Raw genomic sequence first — 25552 nt, forward strand, 5'->3', positions numbered from 1 at the left:
GCGACCTATTCGAGCCCCTCGACAGGAAGTTCACAACTCTTGCGGTAGCCCGACGAAGTCATCAAAGCGACCAGCTCGCCCTGCTCATTGGTTATGCGCACCTCGATGCAGGGAATCTTTTTATGATTGACCACCTCCACGGCTTCGGCATAGAGGTACCCGGCCGACTCGGAACGGAAAAACGTGACATTCGATGTGACGGAGAGCGTGAGAGCCTTACGGCTGTTGGCGGCAGCGGCAAAAGCCAAGTCGGCCAAGGTAAAGAGCGCTCCGCCCTGGCACACCCCGCCACCGTTGAGATGGCGCGGCTCAATGAGCATGCGGGCCCGGGCTTGGCCCTCTTTTATTTCGAGCAACTCTACACCCGACTCGGCGGCAAAGCGGTCATTTTCTGAAAGGAACTCTTTGAGTGTCATGGCTTTTCGGTGTTTTTGTTCGCACAGGTATGGAGAAAATCCAACACATTGCGGCGTATATCGTCGATTTCTTCTGTCGTAAATGTCCGGAATGAATGACCGGCACCGGGATAGACCACCAAACGATGTGGGGTGTCGGCCTTGGCAAGGGCCCGCGCCAACTTGCGAGACTGCTTCAAAGGCACCACCTTGTCTTTGTCGCCATGCAACAAAAGGGTGGGAACCGCCCCTTCGCCCACATAGGTCATCGGAGAATAGTAACGGCAAGTCGAATTGACCCGTCTCCGCCTCCGCTCGTCGCCCGAAAAGACCGAGAGCATCATCTCCCGTTCGCGGTAAAGTGCCGGAGCCGCCATTTTCACCAGCCCCAACGACAAGGGGTCGAGGTGTGTGCGGAACAACTTATTGAGATGGGTAGGCCCGTAATCGTCTATCACATAATCGACTTGTGCGGGATAGGACGACAAGAGCGAATCTCCACGGAAAAGCGTGTCGGGCGTATAAGCGGCCAACAGCGAGAGATGCGCACCGGCCGAGGCCCCCCACAGGCCGATGCGATGAGGGTCGAGACGGTACTCCCGGGCATGCGCCCGCACCCATCGAATGGCATCTTTGCAATCGGCAATAGCACGCGGGAACGAGGCTTCTCCGCTCAACGTGTCGGCCAGGAGATATTCGATGCTCACCACGGCGTAGCCTTCATCGAGTACAGCACGAAGCACCTCTTCCATATAAGGAATGACAAAAGCCTCCTTGCTGCCGGTCACCCACGACCCGCCGTGTATATACACAATCACAGGATAGGGCCGCGACAGGGTCGTATCGGGCGGCAAATAGATGTCGAGTTTCATCGAGAGGCTGTCGACGGTTTTATAGGCGACATCACGCCAAACCGGGGCAACCGGCCGGGCAAAAAGTTGCCCCGGCAGAGCAAACAGAATCAAAAACAAAAGTAAAATAATCCGTCTCATAGAAATACAAATATACACCGATATACCCATAAACAATCCGCAAGAAGAAATTATTTACAAAAAAAATTCCCCGAAGGGAATTTTCTTTTCCAAAACGACTCGGAACAAACACAAATAATATTATGACGCGGACTATTCTTCTTTGCGGTGAATCGACCCTTTCACGTCGTTCAGGTCGACAAAGCGATTGACAATGGCATATATGGTGAGACCGGCTGCGCTGTGTATCTGCAACTTGGCAGCGATGTTGCGACGATGGGTAATCACCGTGTGTGTCGAGAGGCACAGTTTCTCGGCAATCTGTTTGTTGGTCCACCCCTTGACGACCCCGATGATAATCTCCTTCTCCCGCTCGGTAAGCGGTTCGTGGGTCGACTCCTGCACATCGGCTTTGTGCAGTTTTTCAATCTTTTCCCGAATAACCTCGGCCGTATCGTAGATGGTAATGATTTCGTCATACCCTTTCAGTGTGGAGACATCGGCCAGCGTATATTGCAATGCGATACATTTCAGTCCCTCACACTCTTTTCTTATCTGTTGCAGCGAGAAGGCACCGGGAATGAGCGGGTTGATTATCAACATGTCGGGCTTGCGCCAAGAGAGTGTCGACGGCAACTGGGACACATCGGTAACCTCTATCATCTCGATATTGAGCGACGGGAGACGCCGCAACACCGAGAGTATGCCGCTGCGTATGATGAGCGACGGCTCGACAACCGCAATTTTCAACAACGACTTCATAGACCTTGCGCCCTTTCCTGTTCGAGCCTCATGACGGCGGGAATAAACAACGTGTTCTCGATATAATTGTGCGAAGCCAAATCTTCTTCACAGGTGAATATGTCGAACAAGACCGAGTTCAACTCGTTACTGCTCTCGGCAGGATAGTATTTGATGAGGATATTTTTCAACTCGCCGAGCTTGGCCTCGACCTGGTCGTGCTGCCGGCTGAAAACATCGATGCTGTACCCCGACGGCAGCGGTTCCATACGGAGAAGCGCCGTAACATAGGGATAGACGGTCTGCTCTTCGTAGTGCATGTGTTTCTGCACTTCGGCCGCATACTCGTCGAAGAAACACAAGATGGCAAACGACACATCTTTCTGCCCGCAATCGATGGCGTCGAGAAGGCGGCGACGAATGGCCGGCAACTTGAATTGCAGGAAATAATCGTGAGAGTTGTGCAGGTATTGCATCATTGCCTCTATCGAAAACGAGGAAGCTTCGGCCTCGGTGTGGTCTTCGTCGAGAAGGCAGTTGGTAATCGACAAGAAAGTATCGACATCGACACCGTTGTCGCGGCACACTTCTTCTATCGTTTTGTCGCCAAACCCCAGCGGTATTCCGAATCGGCTCATAACCAGCAATATCGGATAGTTCTCGCACACCAACACGCTCATGGGGTCGGTTTTCTTGTATTTGCCCAGTCTGTACATCATCGGTTGTATTGCATGTATATCGGTCATACAAATATAACACATTTAGAGGTAGTTTCTTTTTCCGATTTTCATTTTTCTATAAAACGGCCGCCAAGGAGGGCTCCGAAAAGGTATCCGACCGACGGTTGCAAAAGCGTTCGCACTGCATCGTCAGGTCATATCCCAGCATCACCCCCAACATGAAATCTTCTTCGGGGGTGAGCCGGTGCAAAGGTTTGGAGATAAAATGACGCACCACATCGAGACACTGTCGCCTGCCGAAGTAGAGATTTACCTTGTCGGTCCCTGCCGGTTGTTCCACATAATCGATACACTGACTTTTGAGACGGTCGATGAGAAGCCGGGCGCAATCGCCACTCATGGTACACAAGACCAGATGACGTACCCCCTTCTTCAACTCATAAATCTGGTGAAAATAGAGCTTCATCGCCCCGAAGCGGTCATACTCCTCCATGCTCATAAAGCGCCGTCGTTTTTAAGTGCCGATACCCACCGTTCGATACGACCGTCGGTCAAAGCGCTCTCATTGCACTCATCGATGGCAAGCCCCACGAATTTTCCTTCTTTGCATACCTTGGAATCGGTTACCGCATACCCTTCGGGCGTATAGGCTCCGACCCAACGACAACCGTTCCCGGCCAAGGCTTCATAGATGAGACCCACTCCATCGCAGAAAGTATCGGGATATGACTCGGCATCACCACAGCCAAACAATCCGATTTTCTTGCCGGTCAAATCCTGTTTTTTCAGTGCATCGAGAAAATCATACCAATCGTCCTGCAACTCTCCGTCACCCCAAGTTGATGTACCCAACAACAAGAGGTCGTACCGGTTCACCACATCGGCTCCGGTATTGCCCACATTGTGTATATCGGCAGCCGCAACACCAAGTACCGCGGCAATCTTTCCGGCCAACTCCTCGGTCGTTCCGGTCGTACTTCCAAAAAATATTCCTGTCATGGCTTTTGTTTTTAAGTGTATGGCAAAGGAACAGAAATACGGGGAAAAAGGAAATCCCTCAATCGCATGAAAAAAGAGTCTACTTCTACCTACTTGTATGTATAAAAATAAGCCCTGTTTCTCCAAACAAGGCTTATTCCGGATTTTCCGCTCGTCTCGGAAAATCCTCTCTCTATGCAACAGAGTAAAAAAGCTTCAATAACTTTTAATGTGGACGTTCTTGACGGCACGTCCCGACGGGTCGTTGAGTTTCTTGAACGACTCGTCCCACTCCAAGGCCGTGGCGGTGCTGCAAGCGACCGAACGTTCGGACGGAACGCTGCGGGCAGCCGATGCCGAGGGGAAATGACTTTCAAATATCGAACGGTAGTAATACTCCTCCTTGTTCATGGGCGGGTTGATGGGGAAGCGTTCGACAGCATGGGCCATCTCCTCGTCGGAGACCCGTTCGGAGGTTATCTGTTTGAGCACATCAATCCAACTGTACCCCACACCGTCGGAGAACTGCTCCTTCTGACGCCAGGCCACGCTCTCGGGCAGCATATCTTCAAAGGCTTTGCGGAGCACCCATTTCTCCATCTTTCCGTTTTTTGCCATCTTCGCTTCGGGGTTGATGCGCATGGCCACGTCCATAAATTCCTTGTCGAGGAAGGGTACCCGCCCCTCGACCCCCCAGGCCGAGAGTGATTTGTTGGCCCGCAGACAATCATACAAGTGCAACTTCGAGATTTTACGCACGCACTCCTCATGGAAAGCCTGTGCATTGGGGGCCTTGTGAAAGTAGAGATAACCGCCGAAAATCTCGTCGGCACCTTCGCCCGAAAGTACCATCTTGATACCCATCGACTTGATGACCCGCGCCAGCAGGTACATCGGAGTCGAGGCACGCACGGTGGTTACGTCGTAGGTCTCGATGTAGTAAATCACATCGCGCAGGGCATCGAGGCCCTCCTGTATGGTGAAGTTTATCTCGTGATGCACGGTTCCGATGTAATCGGCCACCTTGCGGGCCGCTTCCAAGTCGGGGGCCCCTTTCAGTCCCACGGCAAACGAGTGCAACTGCGGCCACCACGCCTCACGGGTGTTGTCGGTCTCGACACGGCGGGCGGCATACCGCTTGGCCACCGCCGACACAATCGACGAGTCGAGCCCGCCCGAGAGCAGCACGCCATAGGGCACGTCGCTCATCAATTGACGTTGAACCGACTGGCAAAGGGCTTCGCGCAGCTCGGCAATGTCGGCGCCGTTGTCTTTTACATTGTCGTATTGCTCCCAGTCGCGTTTGTACCACCGTTCCATGCGACCCGAACGGCTGTCGTAGTAATGGCCGGGAAGGAAAGGCTTGTACTCGGAGCAGAACCCTTCGAGCGCCTTCAACTCCGAAGCCACATAGATGCGCCCCGCATCGTCACTCCCCATGTAGAGAGGTATGACACCGATGGAATCGCGGGCGATGAGGAAACGGTCGTTCTCTTCGTCGTAGAGAGCGAAGGCAAAGATGCCGTTAAGGTCTTCGAGGAAATCGATACCTTTCTTCTGATACAGGGCCAAGATGACTTCACAATCGGAACCAGTCTGGAACGGATAATCCTTGCAGATGCCGTTGCGAATGGCACGGTGGTTATATATCTCACCGTTGACCGAGAGAATGAGTTTGCCATCGGGACTCTTCAAAGGCTGCCCGCCCGACGCGGGGTCGACAATCGAGAGACGTTCGTGGGCCAATATCGCCGTTTTACCGACATAAATGCCCGACCAGTCGGGTCCGCGATGACGAATGCGACGCGACATGGTCAGAACCTGCGAGCGCAACTGCTCAGGTTCGCTGCTTATATTGAATATTCCTACTATTCCACACATGATATACTTATTTTTTGTCCGACAAATAACGGTCGATGGCAGCAGCTGCCTTACGACCCGACGCGATGGCTCTCACTACCAGGCCGGCACCGTAAGAGGCGTCGCCGGCGGCAAAGACCTTATCGACCGAGCTCTTGTTCTCGGCATCGACGGCAATATTCTTGCGAGCATCGAGTGCCACGCCGAGGTGCTCGACCAGCCCCTCGTAAACGGGGTGCACAAAGCCCATGGCCAGGAATACCAGGTCGACGTTCAATATCTCGGTATCGGCGGCCCGTTGCATGGTCATGCGGCCGTCTTCGCCCTTGGTCCAGGTAACGGGTGCCACCTCGACCTGTTTCAGAATGCCGTTCTCTCCGATGAACCGCACGGTATCGAGGCTCCATCGGCGCTCACACCCTTCCTGATGGGAAGAGGAGGTTTTGAGTACCTGCGGATAATTGGGCCAGGGTGTGGCAGGATTCTTGCCAACAGGCGGCTTGGGCATGATCTCGATTTGCATCACGCTCTCGGCACCTTGGCGTATGGCCGTTCCCACACAGTCGGAGCCCGTGTCGCCACCACCGATGACGAGGACCCGTTTTCCCTTGGCCGAGATGAGAGCCTCGGGCGCAATCTTTTCGCCGGCGATGATGCGATTCTGCTGTTTCAGCAATTCAAGGGCGAAATAGACGCCTTTCAGGTCCCGCCCCTCGACCGCCAGATTGCGGGGCTCTCCCGAACCGATGGCCACACACACGGCATCGTAGTCGGCCAGCAGGGTAGCCAACTGTTTCTTGTCTTTGCCCACCGGGGTATTGCAGATGAAGGAGATTCCCTCCTTTTCGAGCAATGCCAAACGACGGTCGATAACGTTTTTGCTCAGTTTAAAGTCGGGTATGCCCAGTCGCAACAGGCCGCCGATGCGCTCATCTTTTTCATACACGTCGACCGTGTGGCCCTTGCGGTTGAGCTGGTTGGCACAAGCCAGGCCGGCCGGTCCCGAACCGATGACAGCCACCCGTTTGCCGGTGCGGGTACGCGGCGGACAAGCCTCGACATATCCCTCGGAAAAAGCCTTTTCGATAATGGCGGCCTCGTTGTTGCGAACGGTAACCGGCGCATCGGCCGACAACATGAGTACACACCCCTTCTCGCAAAGAGCCGGGCACACTCTGCCCGTAAACTCGGGAAAGTCATCGGTCTCCTGCAACAGGCGGTAGGCTTCGCGCCAGTTGCCCTTGTAGACCTGGTCCTGCCACTCTGGCTGCCGGTTTCCCAGCGGACAGTTCCAGTGACAGAACGGAACGCCGCAGTCCATGCACCGGGAGGCTTGCTGATGGCACTCCTCATCGTTGAAGGTGAGCTCGACCTCGGCAAAATCATATTTTCTTTGCTGGACGGGCCTGTATCCCGCCTCTTTTCTATTTATGCTAAGAAATGCTTTCGGATTTCCCATGATTCTTACTTTTTTACTGGTTGCACTGAGTTGTTAATAGTCCCGTTCGACATTGGCGATTTTCTGTTGCAGCAATTTCATCTTCTCTTCGTTCATCACCTTCTTGTATTCGATGGGCATAACCTTGATGAATTGCGACACATACTCTTCCCAGTTTTCGAGCATGCGCAAAGCGAGCGGACTCTGGGTATATTCATAATGGCGGGCAATGAGCCGATGCAACTCCTTGTTGTCGGAAGTTTCTTCTATGAGCGAAAGTTCTACCATCTCCATATTGCAGAAGAAGTCGAAGTTCTCGTCCTTGTTCCATACATAAGCAATACCACCACTCATACCGGCGGCGAAGTTGCGACCCACGCTTCCCAGGACGACAGTGCGTCCGCCGGTCATATACTCGCAGCAGTGGTCGCCGGCGCCCTCGACAACAGCTATCGCACCGCTGTTGCGCACGCAGAAGCGCTCACCTACCCGGCCGTTGATATAGACCTCACCCGCCGTAGCTCCGTAGAGCAGGGTGTTGCCGGCAATGATATTTGCCTCGGGCTGGAATGTAGAGCCCTTGGGGGGAACGACAATAATCTTTCCTCCTGAGAGGCCCTTGCCCAGATAGTCGTTGGCTTCGCCCGAAAGGCTGAACGTGACCCCGTGTGCCAGGAAAGCGCCGAAGCTCTGACCGGCCGACCCGGAGAAGTTGCAACGAATCGTGTCGTCGGGCAAACCTGCATTACCAAAACGCGAAGCGATCTCTCCCGACAGCATGGCGCCGGTCGAACGGTCGGTATTGCAGATAGGCAAATGCAACTCAATGGGCATCAGCGATTTGAGAGTAGGCAGCGCAGCTTTTATCAGGCGTTGGTCGATGACATCGTCGATATGATGCGACTGCTCCTTCACTTTGCGACAAGCATATTTTTCGGCCTCGACAGGACGGTATAATATGCGCGAAAGGTCGAGTTTGTCGATGGTATGGTCCCCTACGGCAGGTTTGGGAACGAGCAGGTCGGAGCGGCCGATAATATCGTCCATGCGGGTGAAGCCCATCTCGGCCAGCCACTCCCGCACCTCCTGTGCCAGGAAAGTAAAGAAGTTGATAAGGTATTCCGAGCGACCGATGAAGCGGCGGCGCAACTCTTCGTTCTGGGTGGCCACACCCATCGGGCAGGTATTCAAGTGACATTTGCGCATCATGACGCACCCCAATACAATGAGCGCACTGGTGGCAAAGCCAAACTCCTCGGCTCCCAGCAGGGCTTGTATGATGACATCGCGTCCGGTCTTCAACTGGCCATCGACCTGCAAGGTCACCTGCCCGCGCAAATTGTTGAGGACAAGGGTCTGCTGCGTCTCCGAGAGACCTATCTCCGACGGAAGTCCGGCGTGCTTGATAGAGCTGGCCGGGCTGGCACCCGTACCACCTTCACAACCGCTGATGACAATCATGTCGGCCTTAGCCTTGGCCACACCGGCAGCGATGGTTCCCACACCGCTCTCGGATACGAGTTTCACGCTGATGCGGGCCCGCGGGTTGACGTTTTTGAGGTCGAAGATGAGCTGTGCCAGGTCTTCGATGGAGTAAATATCGTGATGAGGAGGCGGCGAGATAAGCGAGATGCCGGGTATCGAGTGGCGCGTGTGGGCGATGACCTCGTTGACCTTGAAACCGGGCAACTGCCCGCCTTCACCGGGCTTGGCTCCTTGTGCCACCTTGATTTGTATTTCATCGGCATTGACGAGGTATTCGGCCGTCACACCGAATCGGCCCGATGCCACCTGCTTGATGGCACTGCGCGCCGACGTTCCGTCTTCACGGGGGTGAAAACGTTCGGCATCTTCACCGCCCTCGCCGGTGTTGCTCTTTCCGCCCAACTTGTTCATGGCGATGGCCATTGCCTCATGAGCCTCCTTGCTGATGGAGCCGAACGACATGGCTCCGGTGACAAACCGGCGGGTAATGGCCTCGACCGGCTCTACGAGCGAGATGTCGATGGGGTTGCGCTTGAAGTCGAGACGGTCGCGCAGGAACACGGGTTGAGACTTGCCGTCGACCATGGCCGTGAATTCCTTGAACTTTTTATAACTTCCCAAGCGGGTGGCCAGTTGCAAGGTCGATATGGTCTCGGGGTTCCAGGCATGGAACTCGCCGTTCTTGCGGAAACTGTATATGCCGTTGTGGTCGAGGTACTGCTCACGCTCGACATAAGCGTCGGTATGGAACTTGACAATGTCGCGGTATATCTCTTCGAGCGTCACCCCACCTATCTTCGAGGTGGTGCCGCAGAAATAGCGGTCGATAAGCTCCTGCGAGACACCTACGGCCTCAAAGAGCTGCGCGCCCCGGTAGCTGCCCATGGTCGATATTCCCATCTTGGAAATGACTTTGAGCAAGCCCTTGTTCACAGCCTTCAAATAATTTTTCTCGGCGGTATGATAGTCGAGTTGTATTTCTTTGTCTTTGACCAGACGGTCGATGACGGCAAAAGCCATATAGGGATTGACGGCACTGGCTCCATAGCCGAGCAACAAGGCAAAGTGCATGACCTCACGGGCCTCTCCGGTCTCGACGACGATCGCCGTCTGCACCCGCAGACGTTTCGATATAAGGTGGTTATGGACAGCCGAAACGGCCAACAACGACGGTATGGGTACTTGTGTTTCGTCGGCTCCGCGGTCGGAAAGTATGATATAGTTGAAGTCTTCTTTCACGGCATTTTCGGCTTCGGAACAAAGGCGTTCTATTCCCTTTTCGAGACCTTCGGCCCCGGTGGCAATGTCGAACGTCATGGGCAGGGTTATCGTGCGGAACCCTTTGTAACGGAGATTACGCAATATGTCGACATCGGTGTTGGTGATAACAGGCGATTTGATGTTGACCATCTTGCACAACTCGGGCGACTGCACCAGCAGGTTCTTGTTGATGACGCCGATGTAGCTGCTCAGCGACATGACCAACTCTTCGCGTATGGGGTCGATGGGCGGGTTGGTGACCTGCGCAAACTGCTGACGGAAATAGTTGAACAACAACTGGGGTTTCTGGGAGAAGAGAGCCAGCGGCGTGTCATTACCCATCGAGGCGATGGGTTCCTTGCTGTCGGTGGCCATGGGTACGATGATGCGCTCGACATCTTCTTTGTGAAAGCCGAAGGTGTGCAGGCTGGCAGGATAGTCGGCCACGTCGTGGCGCACGGTGCGGCCCGAACTGATGGTGTCGAGTTTCACCCGGTTTTTGGAGAGCCACTCGCGATAGGGATAGGCACCGGCCAGCTGTTCTTTCAGCTCTTTGTCATGATATACAACCCCTTTCTCGGTATCGACAAGCAGGAGTTTTCCGGGTTGCAGACGTCCCTTCTCCTTGATGTCGGCTCCATCGAAGGCCAGCACACCGGCCTCGGAAGCGATGACCATCATGTCGTTCTGCGTAATGAGGTAACGTGCCGGACGCAAGCCGTTGCGGTCGAGCATACCGCCGGCATACCGTCCGTCGGAGAAGAGCAGCGTAGCCGGACCGTCCCACGGCTCCATGAGTATGCTGTGATACTCATAGAAGGCTTTGAGGTCTTCGGAGATGGGGTTCTTCTCGTTGAAACTCTCGGGTATCATCATCGAAAGGACATGAGGCAGACTCATACCCGACATCATGAAAAATTCGAGCACGTTATCGAGCGACGCACTGTCGCTCATGTCGGGTTGCACAATGGGTTTGAGCACGCTGAGGTCCCCCCCGAGAAGTTCGGGCAAGAGTACGCTTTCACGAGCCTCCATCCACTTGCGGTTGCCGCGAATGGTGTTGATCTCACCGTTGTGCCCCAACAAACGAAACGGCTGTGCCAAACTCCATGTCGGGAACGTATTGGTACTGAAACGGGCATGTACCAGGGCCATGCCGCTGGTAAAATAGGGATTGATCAAATCGAGATAATAATACCGCAACTGCAAGGAGGTAAGCATTCCTTTATAAACGATGTTGCGGTTGGAGAGGGAGACTATATAGAAATCTTTTTTATAATCAATGTCCGACTTCAAAACACGGGCTTCGATTTTCTTGCGCAAGACATAAAGCTGACGCCCCAACTCCTCCTCGTCGATGTCGTGGGGAGAGGTGACGAAGATCTGTTTGATGGCCGGTTCGGTGGCCGACGAGCCTTCGCCGAGAATGTCGCTGTTGACGGGGACGTCGCGGGTTGCCAAGAGTTGCAATCCCGAGTTGAATACTTCACTTTCGAGCAGGTCGAGAAGGGCAGCTTGTGCATTTTTTTCTTTGGGCAGGAAGATGAGTCCTGTACCATAACGGCCTTTCTCGGGAACGGGGATTCCTTGCAAGAGTATAAATTCGTGAGGAATCTGCACCATGATGCCGGCTCCATCGCCCGTATTGGGGTCGGCACCTTCGGCACCGCGATGGTTCATGTGTTCAAGCACCTGCAAAGCATTCTCCACGACCTGATGTGACTTGCCCCCGTGGATATTTACCAATAGACCTACACCACAGGCATCATGTTCATAAGCCGGGCTGTATAATCCTTGTTCTTCGGGTTTTCTACTGTGTTGCATAATTATAAAATGAATGTTTGATTTTAAGGAACCTGCCGGCAAATCGGACAAATGCCCTCAAATCCGATCTGCCGGTCAGGTCTTTTACACTCTTATAAAAGAGTGCCGGAAAAAGTATTCATTAACGGATAAATAACAGTTCGCGATACTTGGGCAGAGGCCACATTTCATTGTCGACAATAAGTTCGAGTTTGTCGATATGATAGCGAATCTCGTCCATCAAAGGTACCACGGTATCATGATATGCAATGGCCTTTTCGCGTTCGTTGGCAATCTTATTGGCGACCTTGCGAGCATCGACCATCGCATCGACCTTGGTAATCACCGTGGTAATGTGCTTCGACACTTTGCGCACCACCTCCACGTCCTGGGCGGCGAGAGCTTTTGCCTCGTCGGCCGGGAAGAGCGAGTTGAACTTGGCGATGTTGTCGAGCAATATCGACTGGTAGCGCGAAGCAACCGGCACAATGTGATTCATGGCCAGGTCGCCAAGCACACGGGCCTCGATCTGGATCTTCTTGGTGTATGTTTCCCATTTCACTTCGCAACGGGAGTGCAGCTCTACCTCGCTCATCACCTTGGTGTCGGTGAAGATTTTCACGTTCTCCGGACGCAGATAGGCATCGAAGTTGAGAGGCACACTCGTCTCGCAGTCGAGACCGCGGCGGGCCGCTTCGGCTTTCCACTCATCGCTGTAACCGTTGCCATCGAAACGAATGGCCTTGCACTCCTTGATGAGCGAACGGATAACGGTGAAGATGGCTTTCTCTTTCTGAGTACCGGCGGCAATGAGCTTCGACACTTCGGCATAGAAATCATTGAGCTGGGCAGCCACTGCCGTATTGAGCACAATCATGGCGGCACCGCAGTTGGCCGACGAACCGACGGCGCGGAACTCAAAGCGGTTACCGGTGAAGGCAAAAGGCGACGTACGGTTGCGGTCGGTATTATCGAGGAATATCTCGGGAATATGTGCCACGCCGATTTTGAGACCGCTCTTGGGGTCCATCGTGATGGCCTCGTCGGTCGTAGCAACTTCGAGCTTGTCGAGAACCTCGGTAATCTGCTTGCCAAGGAAGACCGAAACAATGGCGGGAGGTGCCTCATTGGCGCCCAGACGGTGAGCATTGGTAGCCGAGCAGATAGAGGCTTTGAGCAGGTCATTGTGCTTGTAAACCGCCATCAGCACATTCACCAAGAAGGTTACAAATTGCAAATTCTCCACACCGCTCTTTCCGGGAGCAAGCAGATTCACACCCGTATTGGTGCCCATCGACCAGTTGTTGTGTTTGCCCGATCCGTTGATGCCCTTGAAGGGTTTCTCGTGCAGCAAGACACGGAAGTTGTGACGGCGGGCCACTTTCTTCATGACCGACATGAGCAGGAGGTTGTGGTCGTTGGCCAAGTTGGTCTCCTCAAAGATGGGAGCCACTTCAAACTGATTGGGAGCCACTTCATTGTGACGGGTCTTGACGGGAATGCCAAGTTTCAGGCATTCGCGTTCGAGGTCGGACATGAAGGAGATGACCCGTGTGGGTATCGAACCGAAGTAGTGGTCTTCGAGCTGCTGGTTCTTGGCACTGTCGTGGCCCATGAGGGTGCGACCGGTCAACACCAGGTCGGGACGAGCGGCATAGAGCGCCTCATCAACGAGGAAATATTCCTGCTCCCAGCCGAGATAAGAGAAGACTTTCGTCACATTTTCATCGAAAAAGCGGCACACTTTCACAGCGGCTTCGTTCAAGGCCGAGATGGCTTTGAGCAACGGCGTCTTATAGTCGAGTGCTTCTCCGGTATATGAGATGAATACGGTGGGAATGCACAAAGTGTCACCCACGACAAAAGCGGGAGACGAGGGATCCCATGCCGAATAACCACGGGCCTCGAACGTGTTGCGGATACCGCCACTGGGGAAGCTCGAAGCATCGGGTTCCTGCTGGATAAGGATTTTTCCCGAGAACTCTTCAATAACGGCGCCTTTGTCAAACTCAATAAAAGCATCGTGCTTTTCGGCAGTGCCTCCGGTAAGAGGTTGGAACCAGTGGGTATAGTGGGTGGCCCCCTGCTCCATGGCCCACTGTTTCATACCGGTGGCCACACCGTCGGCATACTCACGGCTCAGGGGCGTTCCGTTGTCGATGGCATCGATGATGGCATTGTAGGTTCTCTTGGAGAGGTATTTGGCCATGGCTGCACGGCCAAACACATGTTCACCGAAAAATTCCGACGGGCGTTTGTCTTCCGCATCAAGAACAACAGCTTTTCGTTTAAAAGCTTCATCAAGGACTTGAAATCTTAATGTACTCATTTTTACTATATTGTTTAGAGATAAGTTTGTTTTTGTAATACGATGGCAGGAGCGAGATTTCCCGCAGGAGCCTCACTCCTGCCGACGAGATATATGAGATTAGTTGTAGGCCGACTCTCCGTGTTCGTAAATGTCGAGACCCTCGTCTTCGACCCGTCTGTCGGCTCGGATACCAACCGTCTTGTCGACTATCTTATACAAGATGAAGGTTACCACGGCACTGAACACCATCGACACCACTGTGGCAAAAACTTGTATCCACAACTGATGCCAGTCTCCATATAATGCTCCTTGTACTCCGTCTTCACCGGTAATATAACGTGTCGCAAAAACACCGGTAAGAATCGACCCTACAATACCTCCGACACCATGTACGCCAAAAGCATCGAGAGCGTCATCGTATTTGAATTTCGGTTTTACCACGGCCACCATAAAGAAGCAGACAATGGGTGTAATGAGACCGATAAAGAAGGCACCCAGCAAATCAACCGTGCCGGCAGCCGGTGTAATGGCCACCAATCCGGCCACAGCACCGGTGCACGCACCGACCGTGGTGGGTTTCTTGTTGCAAAGCCAATCGATAACCAACCAGGTGACGGCGGCAACAGCCGTGGCTACATGGGTTACCAGGAAGGCGTTGGCGGCCAATCCGTCTGCGGCAAGACCACTACCGGCATTGAATCCGAACCACCCCAGCCACAGGAACGACGTTCCCATAAAAACAAACGTAATATTGTGGGGCGTGATAGGGTGACCGATGCGATAATCTTCGCGTTTACCCAGCATGATGGCCATGACCAGTGCCGAGATACCGGCGTTGATGTGTACCACCGTTCCTCCGGCGAAATCAATGGCTCCCATTTGTTGCAGGAAACCACCGCCCCACACCCAGTGAGCCATGGGAAAATAGGCTATAATCACCCACAAGATGATGAAGAGGGTATAGCCCGAGAACTTGATGCGCTCGGCAAATGCGCCCAAGATAAGGGCGGGTGTGATGATGGCAAACATACATTGGAACATGACAAAGGTCAATTCGGGAATGTTCCCTACGGTGAGGGTATCCAAGGTTATGCCTCGCAGGAAGACTTTGTCGAAACCTCCAATCACGGCTTTCAACGGGTTGCCCGACTCCATAAAACCGGTTCCGAAGGCCCAGCTATACCCGAAAGCCACCCACAAAATCGAAACGACACCGACAATAAAAAGGGTCTGCATGATCACGCTCAACACGTTTTTCTGGCGTACAAGACCGCCGTAAAAAAGAGCAATGCCGGGAATGCTCATCAACAACACAAGAATGGTTGCCACCATTATCCAGGCCGTATTTCCACTATCGAGCGTGGGAGTGTCGACAAGGGTTTCGACCGCAACTTCGGCCATCGGTTCTTGGGCGACTACATCGGAAAATATTCCCGAGATGCCCAGTATTGCCACGATCATAAACAATCGCATCAGGCTTTTTATATATTTATCCATAAGATATGCTTTTTGAAAATTTTGAATATGGTTTCTCTGTCTCATCGTGAACCTCATGTCACGACAATCCAATGGTGAAGAGGCGGTAGTCCCCTACTCTTCCTGCTCGGCATTATAGAGCGCTATGTCGCCGCGCTCGGCCGTGCGAATGCGTATGGCATCGTCGATGGGCATGACAAATATGCGGCCGTCGCCTATCTCACCGGTGTGTGCGGCTTTCATGATGGCCTGCACGGTCTTCTCTACGTTCTTATCTCGGACAACCAACGAAATCATGGTGCGTTCGATGGAACTGGTATCGTACATTACCCCGCGATAGATGCGTGCCTGACGCGATTTGCCTACACCACGCACATCATAGTAAGAAAACCATTCGATGTCGGCTTCGAGCAATGCGTCTTTCACATCGTCAAACTTGCTCTTGCGTATAATTGCTTCTATTTTTTTCATTGTCTTAAATTTTTAAAGGTTTGTTCATCTTGTCAGAACGAAAATCCCACGACCAGGAATGCATCATTGGCTGCCGGTGCAAAAACGCCTTCGACCCAGATGGAGGGTTCAAAGTTTTTCAATGAGAATGCCCTCGTAGCGCGCAATGATATGTCGGTTACGTTGAAGTCCGAAGCATATACGCCTTTCCAGGGTGTAACACCTATGCCGGCGCTCAGGTCGACCTTCTTGACGGCAAAATCATAACCCAGATGGATATAGGTGGAATAGTCGTCATCGTTGACGAAGTTGGTATTCCAGGCTACCGAAAGAGGGAAGTTGCAACACTCGGAGAAATCATATCCTACGGTACCTTCCAATATATGGACATCGCCCCAGCCCCGGAAATACATATCGTTTTCCGTAGCGCAGAAATAGTCGGTCAGTGTAACCGAGAATCCTTTGATGCCATAGCTGACGTAGAGGTCGAGCTCTTTGTAGGAGTTGCGCCAATCGGCAAACGAGGTGAAGGAGGTACTGCCCCACATACCCACGGAAAATCCGGCAACGTCGAGCGAAATAGCCGGCTGTACCGACGCTCCGTCGAGAAATGAACCACGCCAGACATACGAACTGACGACATCGGCACCTATGGTAACGGAGAAATCTTTTTCTTTATCAATCGATAATTCCTCGGATCGAGTGTTTACGGTTGTCGATGCAATGACAAAAGCCATCACTACCGATATTGCTTTCGCATTCATAACCAATCTTTTTTTTGTGTTTCTTGTAATCCTATTTTTTTCTCTGAAAACCTATCCCGGCAGAGAGCCTTTCTAAAATTCTCTTCTGCCTGTTTTGCTTCGACCTGTCCCCCGCGCGAGGGGGTTCTGTTTTCTCGATGCCGATAAATAGACATTTGCTTTTCCCATAACAATCTTTTTTAAGGTTTACAATAAAATCGGGTGTCTTTTCCTTAATAATTAAATCGGTCTATATTTTCCATTTTTTAATTCGTTCCACGGCCTCTTTTACCTCTTCTTTATCGCCAAATGCGGTGAGCCTCAGATAACCTTCACCACCGGGGCCGAATCCTACGCCGGGAGTTCCCACGATGTGACACTCAAACAATAGGCGGTCGAAAAATTTCCACGAGTCGGTTCCGCCCGGTGTTTTCAACCAAATGTAGGGGGCATTCACGCCGCCATACACGTCGAGCCCCAGCGAAGAGAGTCCTTCCCGAATAATGCGGGCATTATCCATATAATAGGCGATATTCTCGCGTATCTCTTTCTGCCCTTGCGGGGTGTAAATCGCCTCGGCCGCCCGTTGCACGATGTAGGCCGTACCATTGAACTTCGTGCTCTGACGCCGGTTCCACAGGCGATTCAGGTCGACACGTTCGCCATTGAAGCGGTAGGCATTCAACTCCCGGGGTATGACGGTATATCCACATCGCAATCCGGTAAACCCGGCTGTTTTGGAAAAACTGCGGAACTCGATGGCGACCTGTTTGGCGCCTCTGATTTCGTAAATGCTGTGGGGCACATCTTTGTCGGTTATAAATGCCTCGTATGCCGCATCGAAAAGAATAAGCACATCGTTTTTCAGCGCATAATCGACCCATTTCTTCAATTCGCTTTTGGTGAGTGCGGTTCCCGTAGGATTGTTGGGGTAACAGAGGTAGATGATGTCGGGTTTTTCCGTCGGCAGTGCAGGGACGAAATTATTCTCGGCGCAACAGGGAATGTATGCTATGTCACTCCATCTGCCGTCGGGCAGCAAATCGCCGGCCCGGCAACCCATGACATTGGTATCGACGTAAACCGGATAAACCGGGTCGGTAATGGCCACACGATTGTCTTTGCTCAGTATGTCACCAATATTTCCCGTATCGCTCTTGGCACCATCGCTGATGAATACCTCCGAGGGACTGAGACGCACCCCTCTCGACTCATAATCGTTCTTGATAATGGCATCGATGAGAAAACGATAACCTTGCTCGGGGCCATACCCACGGAACGTCTCGACATGAGCCATCTCATCTACGGCCTTGTGCAAAGCGGCAATGACGGTGGGCGGAAGCGGACGGGTCACATCGCCTATACCCAGTCGTATGATGCGGGCTTCGGGGTGCACCAGTTTGAAGGCATTGACCTTGCGTGCAATCTCGGTGAAGAGGTAACTCTCGGGAAGTTTTAAAAATTGTTCGTTTACTAATGCCATAATCTTTTTTACTCCTTTTTCTATTGCCTATCTTAAAGGGATTCGATTCACAACAACCACTCTCCTTTGAAAACGGTCACCGCCCCACCGGTCATGTAGACATGGTGGTCGTCACCCCACTCTATATCGAGATTCCCGCCCAACAATTCGAGACGGGCTTTCCTTCTTGTGAGACGATTCAAAACAGCCGCAACCAGCGTGGCACATGCCCCGGTTCCACAAGCCAGGGTCTCTCCGGCTCCCCGTTCCCACACTCGCATGGCAATTCTCTCGGGCGACAAGACCTCGGCAAACTCGATATTACAGCGTTCGGGGAAAAGCGGGTGACACTCTGCAACCGGCCCCAAGGCATGGACATCAATTGCACCCAAACTGGGGACAAAAATAACTGCATGCGGATTTCCCATCGAGACACAAGTCATCGTGTAGGTCGTCCCACAGAGTTCGATGGGCACCGCAACAGCATCTTTTGCTGACAAGGCGACAGGAATGCGACAAGGGTCCAACACCGGCTCCCCCATATCGACACATACCGACGAAACTTTCCCGTCGGAAATTGCAAGGCTCAGCTTTTTGATTCCGGCTTTGGTTTCGAGTGAGATTTCGGTTTTGTCGGTAAGACCGTTGTCATATACATATTTACCCACACAACGTGATGCATTACCGCACATCTGTGCTTCGGAACCATCGGCATTGAACATGCGCATACGGAAATCGGCCACCGCCGATGGCAGAATCAACACCAAGCCATCGGATCCAATGCCAAAATGACGGTCACTAATGCTTTTGGCCCATTGTTCGGGACAGGAAAGGGGGTGTCTCGTACAATCGACATATACATAATCGTTTCCGGCTCCGTGCATTTTGGTAAATTCCATATTTTCTGTCTTAAAGAAAGCAATAGGTATATAAAAATATCTTTTTGCTAATTATTTTCTGCAAAAATAGGCATTATGCCATTAATATAAAAATTTCATCAAGACAAATATATAGCAAATTCATGATGGTTTCATTTAATAATATATATGTCATATTTTATTATAAATATAAACATAATCATGTTGTTATTATAACAATTTATAATATCAAAAACTTTCATGTGAGAAAAAGTATACAAAAACACCCCAAATCAAGCCCCAGGCAAGAATGGATATATGATATACAAAAAGCAAAAACAGGTACACCGGCACAACTTTTCTTTAATTTTTCATGCAAATAGATACCATATGATTCATCATATAATAAGACAAAAAGAAAGCAATTCAAAACTATTTCAAGCATTTTGTATCTAATAAAAACAAAAGTCGGGCAACGATTTCCATAATTGAAATCGGAAGGGATTCTCACTTTATGCCGAAAGCAGGAGACGTCCCGGACAAAAGCCACAGACAAGTGCGTTTTTTTTGCACTCGTCCTTGCGCATCTTTGCAGAAGGCAGGAGGGGTTAAAATCCGAAAACTTTGTTTTCGCTTTGTCATTGCCCTCGCCTTTCACTATCTTTGCAGGCAAATTCAATAACATGTATTACGTCAGAAAACGCCTCGAAATAAGTGCCTCGCACCAACTGCGACTCTCCTACGAAAGCAAATGCGAGAATCTGCACGGCCACAACTGGATTATTACCGTATATTGCCGGGCCCACGAGTTGAACAGCGACGGCATGGTCATCGATTTCTCGGTAATAAAACACCTCGTCAAAGAAAAACTCGACCACAAGAATCTCAACGACATACTCCCGTTCAACCCCACGGCCGAAAATATCGCCCGATGGATTTGCGAGCAAGTGCCCGGCTGCTACAAGGTCGAAGTGCAGGAATCGGAAAACAACATAGCTTGCTATGAGGCGGATTAACGAAATATTCTACTCATTGCAGGGAGAAGGTTTTTGGAGTGGGACACCCATCATTTTTATCCGGTTTTCGGGGTGCAACCTGCAATGCGACTTCTGCGACACCGCGCACCACACCTACACCGAAATGAGCGACGAGGCCATCATTGAGACCATAAAAAAATTCCCGGCTCGCCGCGTATGCCTCACCGGCGGTGAACCGTCCCTGCAAATCGACAGCGACCTCATCGACCTGTTACATCGCAACGGATACCTCATACACATCGAGACAAACGGCACCCGTGCACTACCGGCCGGCATCGACTGGATTACCCTGAGTCCCAAAACGCCAACCGTGGCTCTCGACCACGCCGATGAATTGAAAATCGTTTTCACCGGCGAAGCGGTCGAGCCCTGGCTCGCCTTCGACGCCACACACCACTACCTGCAACCCTGTTCCTGCCGCAACACCGCCGAGGTCGTGCAATATATCCTCAATCACCCGGTTTGGTCGCTCAGTCTCCAAACCCACAAATACATCGACATACCCTGACCGCATTGTAATACTCCCACATTATATAATATATACTTCTAAGAAAGCACACCATGTTGCAACGCCTGAAAATGTATATGCTCCCGGTGGCCATGATACTCGGCGCCGTTCTATACCAACCCATCACAATCCTCAACGAGAAACTTCCGTACCTCACCCAGGTTCTCATTTTTGCCATGCTGCTGGTGCCCTACTGCCGCATCTCCCTGCGGGAATTACGCATAGAAAAGCTGCATTGGTGGCTCATCGCCATACAAATTTTTGGCAGCCTCGCCGTGTATGGCATGCTGTTACTCATCGACCCGCTCGTGGCCGAAGGCACTTTGATATGCATTCTTGCCCCCACGGCAACGGCGGCAGCCGTCATCACATTCATGCTCGGCGGCAGCCTCACGACACTTGCCACATACAGCCTGCTGAGCAACATGACCGTAGCATTTCTCTCCCCTTTTATTTTCTCATTTATCGGCATACACACCGACATACCTTTTATGCAGTCGTTTTTCACCATCTGCCGACAGATGATTCCGCTCCTCATTTTCCCCTTCATAACAGCCATACTCTTACGGTATCTGTTGCCAAGCGTCCACTACACGCTGAGTAAAAGCCAAAGCCTCTCGTTCTACCTGTGGGCCATCTCGCTCACCATTGTCATGGGACGCACGGCCGCCTTTATCATCGACCAGGGAAGCGAAAATGTCAGAGAAGAGATTCTCATCGCGCTCTTCTCCCTGGTAGCCTGCTCGGCCCAATTTCTACTGGGGAAGGTTATCGGACAACGTTACAACGACCGCATCGCCGGCGGACAGGCTCTCGGGCAGAAAAACACCGTCCTTGCCATTTGGATGGCCCTCACCTATGTCCACCCCATCGCCTCGATAGGCCCGGCCTCCTATGTCGTGTGGCAAAACATCATCAACTCGTGGCAACTGTGGAAGAAAAACAAACGTGACCGCGTCAAAGCCCAGCAAGAACAATAAACCTTTTGCGCAGGAACAGTCACGTCGAGAACTGAGCGGGGCATTCCCTGGGCAGAAAAGAGCACCCATACCATCGTAAAAAAGCGGTATATCCCCCACCGGGAGATGAGCCGACAATAGAACTGTCACGCTGCGCAAGAAACGGTTCACAAAAAGCAAGATTTTTGGCGGCACGACCGGCAAAAGGAAGCGCAAGGTTGGTGCACTTCCCTTTTTTCGTTATCTTTGGCTCCAAATATGCTATTTTCTCAAAAAAATACCGATTACCATGTATCAGCATTTTCTAAAACCCATCTTGCCGCATCTCTATGCCATCATTGTTTTTGTGGCCATATCGGTGGCCTACTTCTCTCCCGAGATTTTCGAGAACAAAACAATCCTCGGCCATGACAGCCGGCAAGGCACCAGCCAAGAAATCACAGAATATGGTGCCCAGACAGGAAAAACCATTCGATGGACGAACTCCATGTTCTCGGGCATGCCCACTTATCAGATTGCCCCTTCCTATGAAAGCAGCTCTTTCATCAATGCATTGAGCCGCGTCTACTCGCTCTTCCTGCCCGCACCGGTGTCGTATGTGTTTATCCTGATGCTCGGTTTCTATATTCTCCTGTGTGTCATGGGGGCAAGAAGCGACATCGCCATACTGGGAGCCATCGGATATGCGTTCTCGTCATATTTCTTTATCATCATCATGGCCGGTCACATCTGGAAAGTTCTGGCCTTGGCCTATATCCCGCCGACCATTGCGGGCATGGTTCTCATCTATCGGGAACGGTATTTGGCGGGCGGACTGGTCATGGCCCTGTTCCTCATGTTCCAAATCAAGTCGAACCACATACAGATGACCTACTACTCCTGCTTCATCATGGGGGCTTATGCCCTGTGGGTACTGAGCGAGAGTATCCGCATGCACAAACTGGCCGACTTCGCCAAAGCTACCGGCGTGTGTGTTGCGGCTTTGTTGCTGGCCGTGTCGGTCAACCTGTCGAATCTCTACCATACCTGGGAATACAGCCAGGAAAGCATGCGGGGCAAATCGGAACTGGTCGATGCCGATGCCGCCAACCAGACTGCCAACGGACTCGACCGTGACTACATGACGCAGTGGAGCTATGGCATAGGCGAGACATGGAGCCTGCTCATTCCCGATGTCAAAGGGGGCGCAACGGCCCCCATCGGCAGAGAAGAGGCACAAGCGGCACCGGCCCAATACCGTCAAATCATTGCCCAGCAGAACCATTATTGGGGCGACCAGCCGTTTACCTCGGGGCCGGTCTATGTGGGAGCCTTTTTCATGACCCTGTTCGTCCTCTCCTTCTTCCTGCTGCCGGGACGACTCAAATGGTACCTGCTCGGAGCTTTACTCATCACGGTCTTTCTCTCTTGGGGAAAGAACATGATGTGGTTTACCGACCTCTTTGCCGACTACTTCCCGATGTACTCCAAATTCCGTTCGGTATCTTCGATTCTCGTCGTCGCCGAGTTGATAATCCCCCTGATGGCCGCCTTGGCCGTGGTGGAAATCGTCAAGAATCCCGCTGTTCTGAAAGAGAAAAAGAAGGCGCTCTATATCTCATTCGGCCTCACCGGGGGCATCGCCCTGCTCTTTGCCTTGGCGCCCAACCTGTTCTTCAATTTTCTAAGTGAACAAGAGAGTCAAAATTTCCTGCCACAGGCTGCGCAAGACCGTCAAATCGCTGTCTTCGTCGGAGCATTGGAAGAGGTGCGCATGCACATTTTCAGCAGCGACGCCTGGCGCTCGGTCATCATCATCGCCATCGGGGGTCTCCTCATCTACCTCTTTGCCCGCAAGACTCTCAACCAGAACCTCTTCGTCATCGGTTTGATTCTGCTCTGCCTCGGCGACATGTGGTCGGTCGACAAGCGCTATCTCAATAGCGAACAGTTCATTCCGAAACGCAGCACCCAAGACTTCGCAGCCTTCTACCCCCAAAGCCCGGCCGACCGAGCTATTTTGCAGGATAAAGACCCGCACTATCGAGTCTTCAATCTGACCACCAACACATTCAACGACGGAGCCACCTCATTCTACCACAAATCCATCGGCGGATACCATGCCGCCAAACTGGGCCGTTACCAAGAACTTATCGAACGGCAGATAAGCACGGGCAATGAAGAGGTACTCAACATGCTGAATGCCAAATATTACATTGTTCCCGGCGAAAACCGTCAGCCGCAAGCCATACCCAATCCCGAGGCTTTGGGCAACGGTTGGTTTGTCGATGAAATCAAATGGGTGAAGAACGCCAACGAAGAGATGTCGGCTCTCGACCACTTCGACCCGGAGAAAACCGCCGTCGTCGATGAACGATTCGCCTCGGTCTTTGAAGGCAAAAACGTCGTGCCCGACAGCACCGCACAAGTGAAACTCACCTCATACCACCCCGAAGAGCTCCACTACACCGTCACTTCCCGACAAGGCGGCGTAGTCGTCTTCTCGGAGATATTCTATCCCCACGGCTGGAAAGCCTCCGTGGACGGCATCGAGACCGCAATCGCTCGCGCCGATTATGTATTGAGAGCCATTTATGTCCCCGCCGGCACCCATGAAGTGGTCATGACGTTCCACCCGACATCAATCAAAACGACCGAGACCATCGCATGGTGCGGATTCGGCCTATTCGCCCTCATCATCGCATGGAACCTCATCGTGGCATATCGCAAGAAAAAAGCCACACTGGCGGTCAAATAACCATATCGCCCTCGCATCAAGATGAAAAGCCGAGCCAAATGCGCTCGGCTTTTCTCGTATATATCCATCTTTCATCGGTGCGACAAAGCCACCCGGCAACTCATGGCTACCTGCTAAAATCGGAGAACAAAACGACAACAATTCGGCCAATCGCCCATGCCGAATGCGCTTTGCGTTTCAAGGGGGGGAGAGCTGGTTGAGCAGAACGCCGTTCACGACAGGACACAAAAAAAGGGTCATGCACTTGCATGACCCTTTTTTGAAGTGGAGTATAGCGGACTCGAACCGCTCACCTCAACACTGCCAGTGTTGCGCTCTAGCCAGATGAGCTAATACCCCGTGTTTCATTTTTGCGATGCAAAGATAAGAAGTTTTTTCTATTCACGCAATAGCATGCGAAACTTTTTTTATCTTTGTATGCAGATTTTATTTTCACACCCTATACGCCATGTATATATTCAATACAACTTACCACATCGAAAACCGTATAAAAGAATCGTTTCTCGACTGGTTGCGTGAAGTATATATCCCCTCGGCCATGCGTCGCGACGAATTGAGCGAACCGCAATTATGCCGGGTCATCGCGGGAGAAGAAACCGATGGCGAAAATTTCTCCCTCCAATTTCACGTCGCAGACCCCGACCGGCTCGAAACCTGGTACAATGAGATAGGAGCCGACCTCGACTTGGCCATTCGCGAAAAATATGGCGACCGGGTATTAGGTTTCAATACCCTCCTCGAAATTCTCGATTGACATGCCGGCAAAAACGACCATACCCCAGGAACGCATCATTCTCGGCATCGACCCAGGAACCACCATCATGGGATATGGCGTGCTGCGTGTACGCAACAACACACCCGAATTGCTCACGATGGGTGTTCTGCAACTGGGGAAAATGGGCGACCACTACCTGAAATTGAAACGCATCTTCGAGCGGGTATTGGGACTTATCGAGCAATACCACCCCGACGAGATGGCCATCGAAGCCCCGTTTTTCGGGAAAAACGTCCAGTCGATGCTCAAACTGGGACGGGCTCAGGGCATCGCCATGGCGGCGGCCTTATACCGGGACATTCCCATCACCGAATATGCTCCGTTGAAAATAAAAATGGCCATCACCGGCAACGGAAGTGCCGCCAAGGAACAGGTCGCCGACATGTTGCGCCGCATCTTGCATATTCCCGAGGAAAACATGCTGCCCCAACTCGACGCGACCGACGGGTTGGCTGCGGCTCTATGTCACTTCTACCAGACCAACCGCCCCTCTTGTGAGAAAGCCTACAAGAGCTGGAAAGACTTCATCAACCAACACCCTTCGCGCGTAGTCGGCGAAACGGCCCCCCGACGAAGCACCCGACACTCCTCCACCCCCAACGGCAACGAGGCCGAATAAGGGCTGC

At 52.2% G+C, this 25552-nt stretch carries 21 protein-coding genes and 1 tRNA gene; 6 read left to right on the forward strand and 16 right to left on the reverse strand.

The genetic code is table 11. From position 1 onward, the window contains the following. Window positions 1-5 precede the first annotated feature (5 nt). The 15 genes from IAD09_07005 to IAD09_07075 form a co-directional block, all read right to left on the reverse strand. The gene (locus IAD09_07005; GenBank protein ID HIT81969.1) at window positions 6-416 is read right to left on the reverse strand and encodes a hotdog fold thioesterase; all 411 of its coding nucleotides are present in this window, start codon (window positions 414-416) and stop codon (window positions 6-8) included. Further along, window positions 413-1387, reverse strand: coding sequence for an alpha/beta hydrolase (locus IAD09_07010; GenBank protein HIT81970.1), 975 nt, complete (start codon window positions 1385-1387; stop codon window positions 413-415). The genes IAD09_07005 and IAD09_07010 overlap by 4 nt, the downstream gene beginning before the upstream one ends. A gap of 132 nt (window positions 1388-1519) precedes the next feature. After that, entirely contained in the window at window positions 1520-2128 is a 609-nt protein-coding gene (locus IAD09_07015; GenBank protein HIT81971.1) for a response regulator transcription factor, read from the reverse strand. Continuing rightward, a complete protein-coding gene (locus IAD09_07020; GenBank protein ID HIT81972.1) occupies window positions 2125-2823 on the reverse strand; it encodes a hemerythrin domain-containing protein in 699 nt (232 codons plus the stop codon). The genes IAD09_07015 and IAD09_07020 overlap by 4 nt, the downstream gene beginning before the upstream one ends. Window positions 2824-2902: 79 nt before the next feature. Beyond that, the gene (locus IAD09_07025) at window positions 2903-3286 is read right to left on the reverse strand and encodes a DUF2023 family protein (GenBank protein ID HIT81973.1); all 384 of its coding nucleotides are present in this window, start codon (window positions 3284-3286) and stop codon (window positions 2903-2905) included. Next, window positions 3283-3786, reverse strand: a complete 504-nt coding sequence (locus IAD09_07030) for a flavodoxin (GenBank protein ID HIT81974.1) — start codon at window positions 3784-3786, stop codon at window positions 3283-3285. The genes IAD09_07025 and IAD09_07030 overlap by 4 nt, the downstream gene beginning before the upstream one ends. A gap of 195 nt (window positions 3787-3981) precedes the next feature. Then, window positions 3982-5646 carry an asparagine synthase B gene (asnB, locus tag IAD09_07035; protein ID HIT81975.1) on the reverse strand — a complete coding sequence of 555 codons (1665 nt, stop codon included), beginning with the start codon at window positions 5644-5646 and terminating at the stop codon, window positions 3982-3984. A 7-nt stretch (window positions 5647-5653) separates the two neighbouring features. Further along, window positions 5654-7084 (reverse strand): glutamate synthase subunit beta, encoded by a 1431-nt coding sequence (locus IAD09_07040; GenBank protein ID HIT81976.1) that lies wholly within the window; start codon window positions 7082-7084, stop codon window positions 5654-5656. A gap of 33 nt (window positions 7085-7117) precedes the next feature. Further along, window positions 7118-11632 (reverse strand): glutamate synthase large subunit, encoded by a 4515-nt coding sequence (gene gltB, locus IAD09_07045; protein HIT81977.1) that lies wholly within the window; start codon window positions 11630-11632, stop codon window positions 7118-7120. A 121-nt stretch (window positions 11633-11753) separates the two neighbouring features. Further along, the gene (locus IAD09_07050) at window positions 11754-13940 is read right to left on the reverse strand and encodes a glutamine synthetase III (protein ID HIT81978.1); all 2187 of its coding nucleotides are present in this window, start codon (window positions 13938-13940) and stop codon (window positions 11754-11756) included. Window positions 13941-14039: 99 nt separating this feature from the next. Then, entirely contained in the window at window positions 14040-15419 is a 1380-nt protein-coding gene (locus tag IAD09_07055; protein ID HIT81979.1) for an ammonium transporter, read from the reverse strand. A 93-nt stretch (window positions 15420-15512) separates the two neighbouring features. Further along, window positions 15513-15869 (reverse strand): P-II family nitrogen regulator, encoded by a 357-nt coding sequence (locus tag IAD09_07060; GenBank protein ID HIT81980.1) that lies wholly within the window; start codon window positions 15867-15869, stop codon window positions 15513-15515. Window positions 15870-15901: 32 nt separating this feature from the next. Then, window positions 15902-16612, reverse strand: a complete 711-nt coding sequence (locus IAD09_07065) for a hypothetical protein (GenBank protein ID HIT81981.1) — start codon at window positions 16610-16612, stop codon at window positions 15902-15904. A 229-nt stretch (window positions 16613-16841) separates the two neighbouring features. Then, the gene (locus IAD09_07070; GenBank protein ID HIT81982.1) at window positions 16842-18074 is read right to left on the reverse strand and encodes an LL-diaminopimelate aminotransferase; all 1233 of its coding nucleotides are present in this window, start codon (window positions 18072-18074) and stop codon (window positions 16842-16844) included. A 47-nt stretch (window positions 18075-18121) separates the two neighbouring features. Then, window positions 18122-18952, reverse strand: coding sequence for a diaminopimelate epimerase (locus tag IAD09_07075; protein HIT81983.1), 831 nt, complete (start codon window positions 18950-18952; stop codon window positions 18122-18124). Between the two features lie 641 nt (window positions 18953-19593). Here IAD09_07075 and queD point away from each other — a divergent pair. The 4 genes from queD (at window position 19594) to IAD09_07095 (ending at window position 24151) form a co-directional block, all read left to right on the forward strand. Beyond that, the gene (queD, locus tag IAD09_07080; protein HIT81984.1) at window positions 19594-19926 is read left to right on the forward strand and encodes a 6-carboxytetrahydropterin synthase QueD; all 333 of its coding nucleotides are present in this window, start codon (window positions 19594-19596) and stop codon (window positions 19924-19926) included. Next, the gene (locus IAD09_07085) at window positions 19913-20455 is read left to right on the forward strand and encodes a radical SAM protein (GenBank protein HIT81985.1); all 543 of its coding nucleotides are present in this window, start codon (window positions 19913-19915) and stop codon (window positions 20453-20455) included. Before queD ends, IAD09_07085 begins: the two co-directional genes overlap by 14 nt. 53 nt (window positions 20456-20508) lie before the next feature. Then, a complete protein-coding gene (locus IAD09_07090) occupies window positions 20509-21435 on the forward strand; it encodes a transporter (protein ID HIT81986.1) in 927 nt (308 codons plus the stop codon). 268 nt (window positions 21436-21703) lie between these two features. Continuing rightward, window positions 21704-24151 carry a YfhO family protein gene (locus IAD09_07095; protein HIT81987.1) on the forward strand — a complete coding sequence of 816 codons (2448 nt, stop codon included), beginning with the start codon at window positions 21704-21706 and terminating at the stop codon, window positions 24149-24151. 265 nt (window positions 24152-24416) lie between these two features. On the opposite strand, the gene IAD09_07100 is transcribed toward IAD09_07095, so the two are convergent. Beyond that, window positions 24417-24490, reverse strand: a tRNA-Ala gene (locus IAD09_07100). Between the two features lie 109 nt (window positions 24491-24599). Between IAD09_07100 and IAD09_07105 the strand changes: the two genes are divergently transcribed. Together IAD09_07105 and ruvC are read left to right on the forward strand one after the other, a co-directional pair. Next, on the forward strand, window positions 24600-24905 hold the full coding sequence (locus IAD09_07105) for a DUF4286 family protein (protein HIT81988.1): 306 nt from the start codon (window positions 24600-24602) through the stop codon (window positions 24903-24905). Between the two features lies 1 nt (window position 24906). Beyond that, window positions 24907-25545, forward strand: coding sequence for a crossover junction endodeoxyribonuclease RuvC (ruvC, locus tag IAD09_07110; protein ID HIT81989.1), 639 nt, complete (start codon window positions 24907-24909; stop codon window positions 25543-25545). Window positions 25546-25552: the final 7 nt, after the last annotated feature.

Origin of the sequence: Candidatus Caccoplasma merdavium (genome assembly GCA_018715595.1) — a bacterium.
GTDB lineage: Bacteria > Bacteroidota > Bacteroidia > Bacteroidales > UBA11471 > Caccoplasma > Caccoplasma merdavium.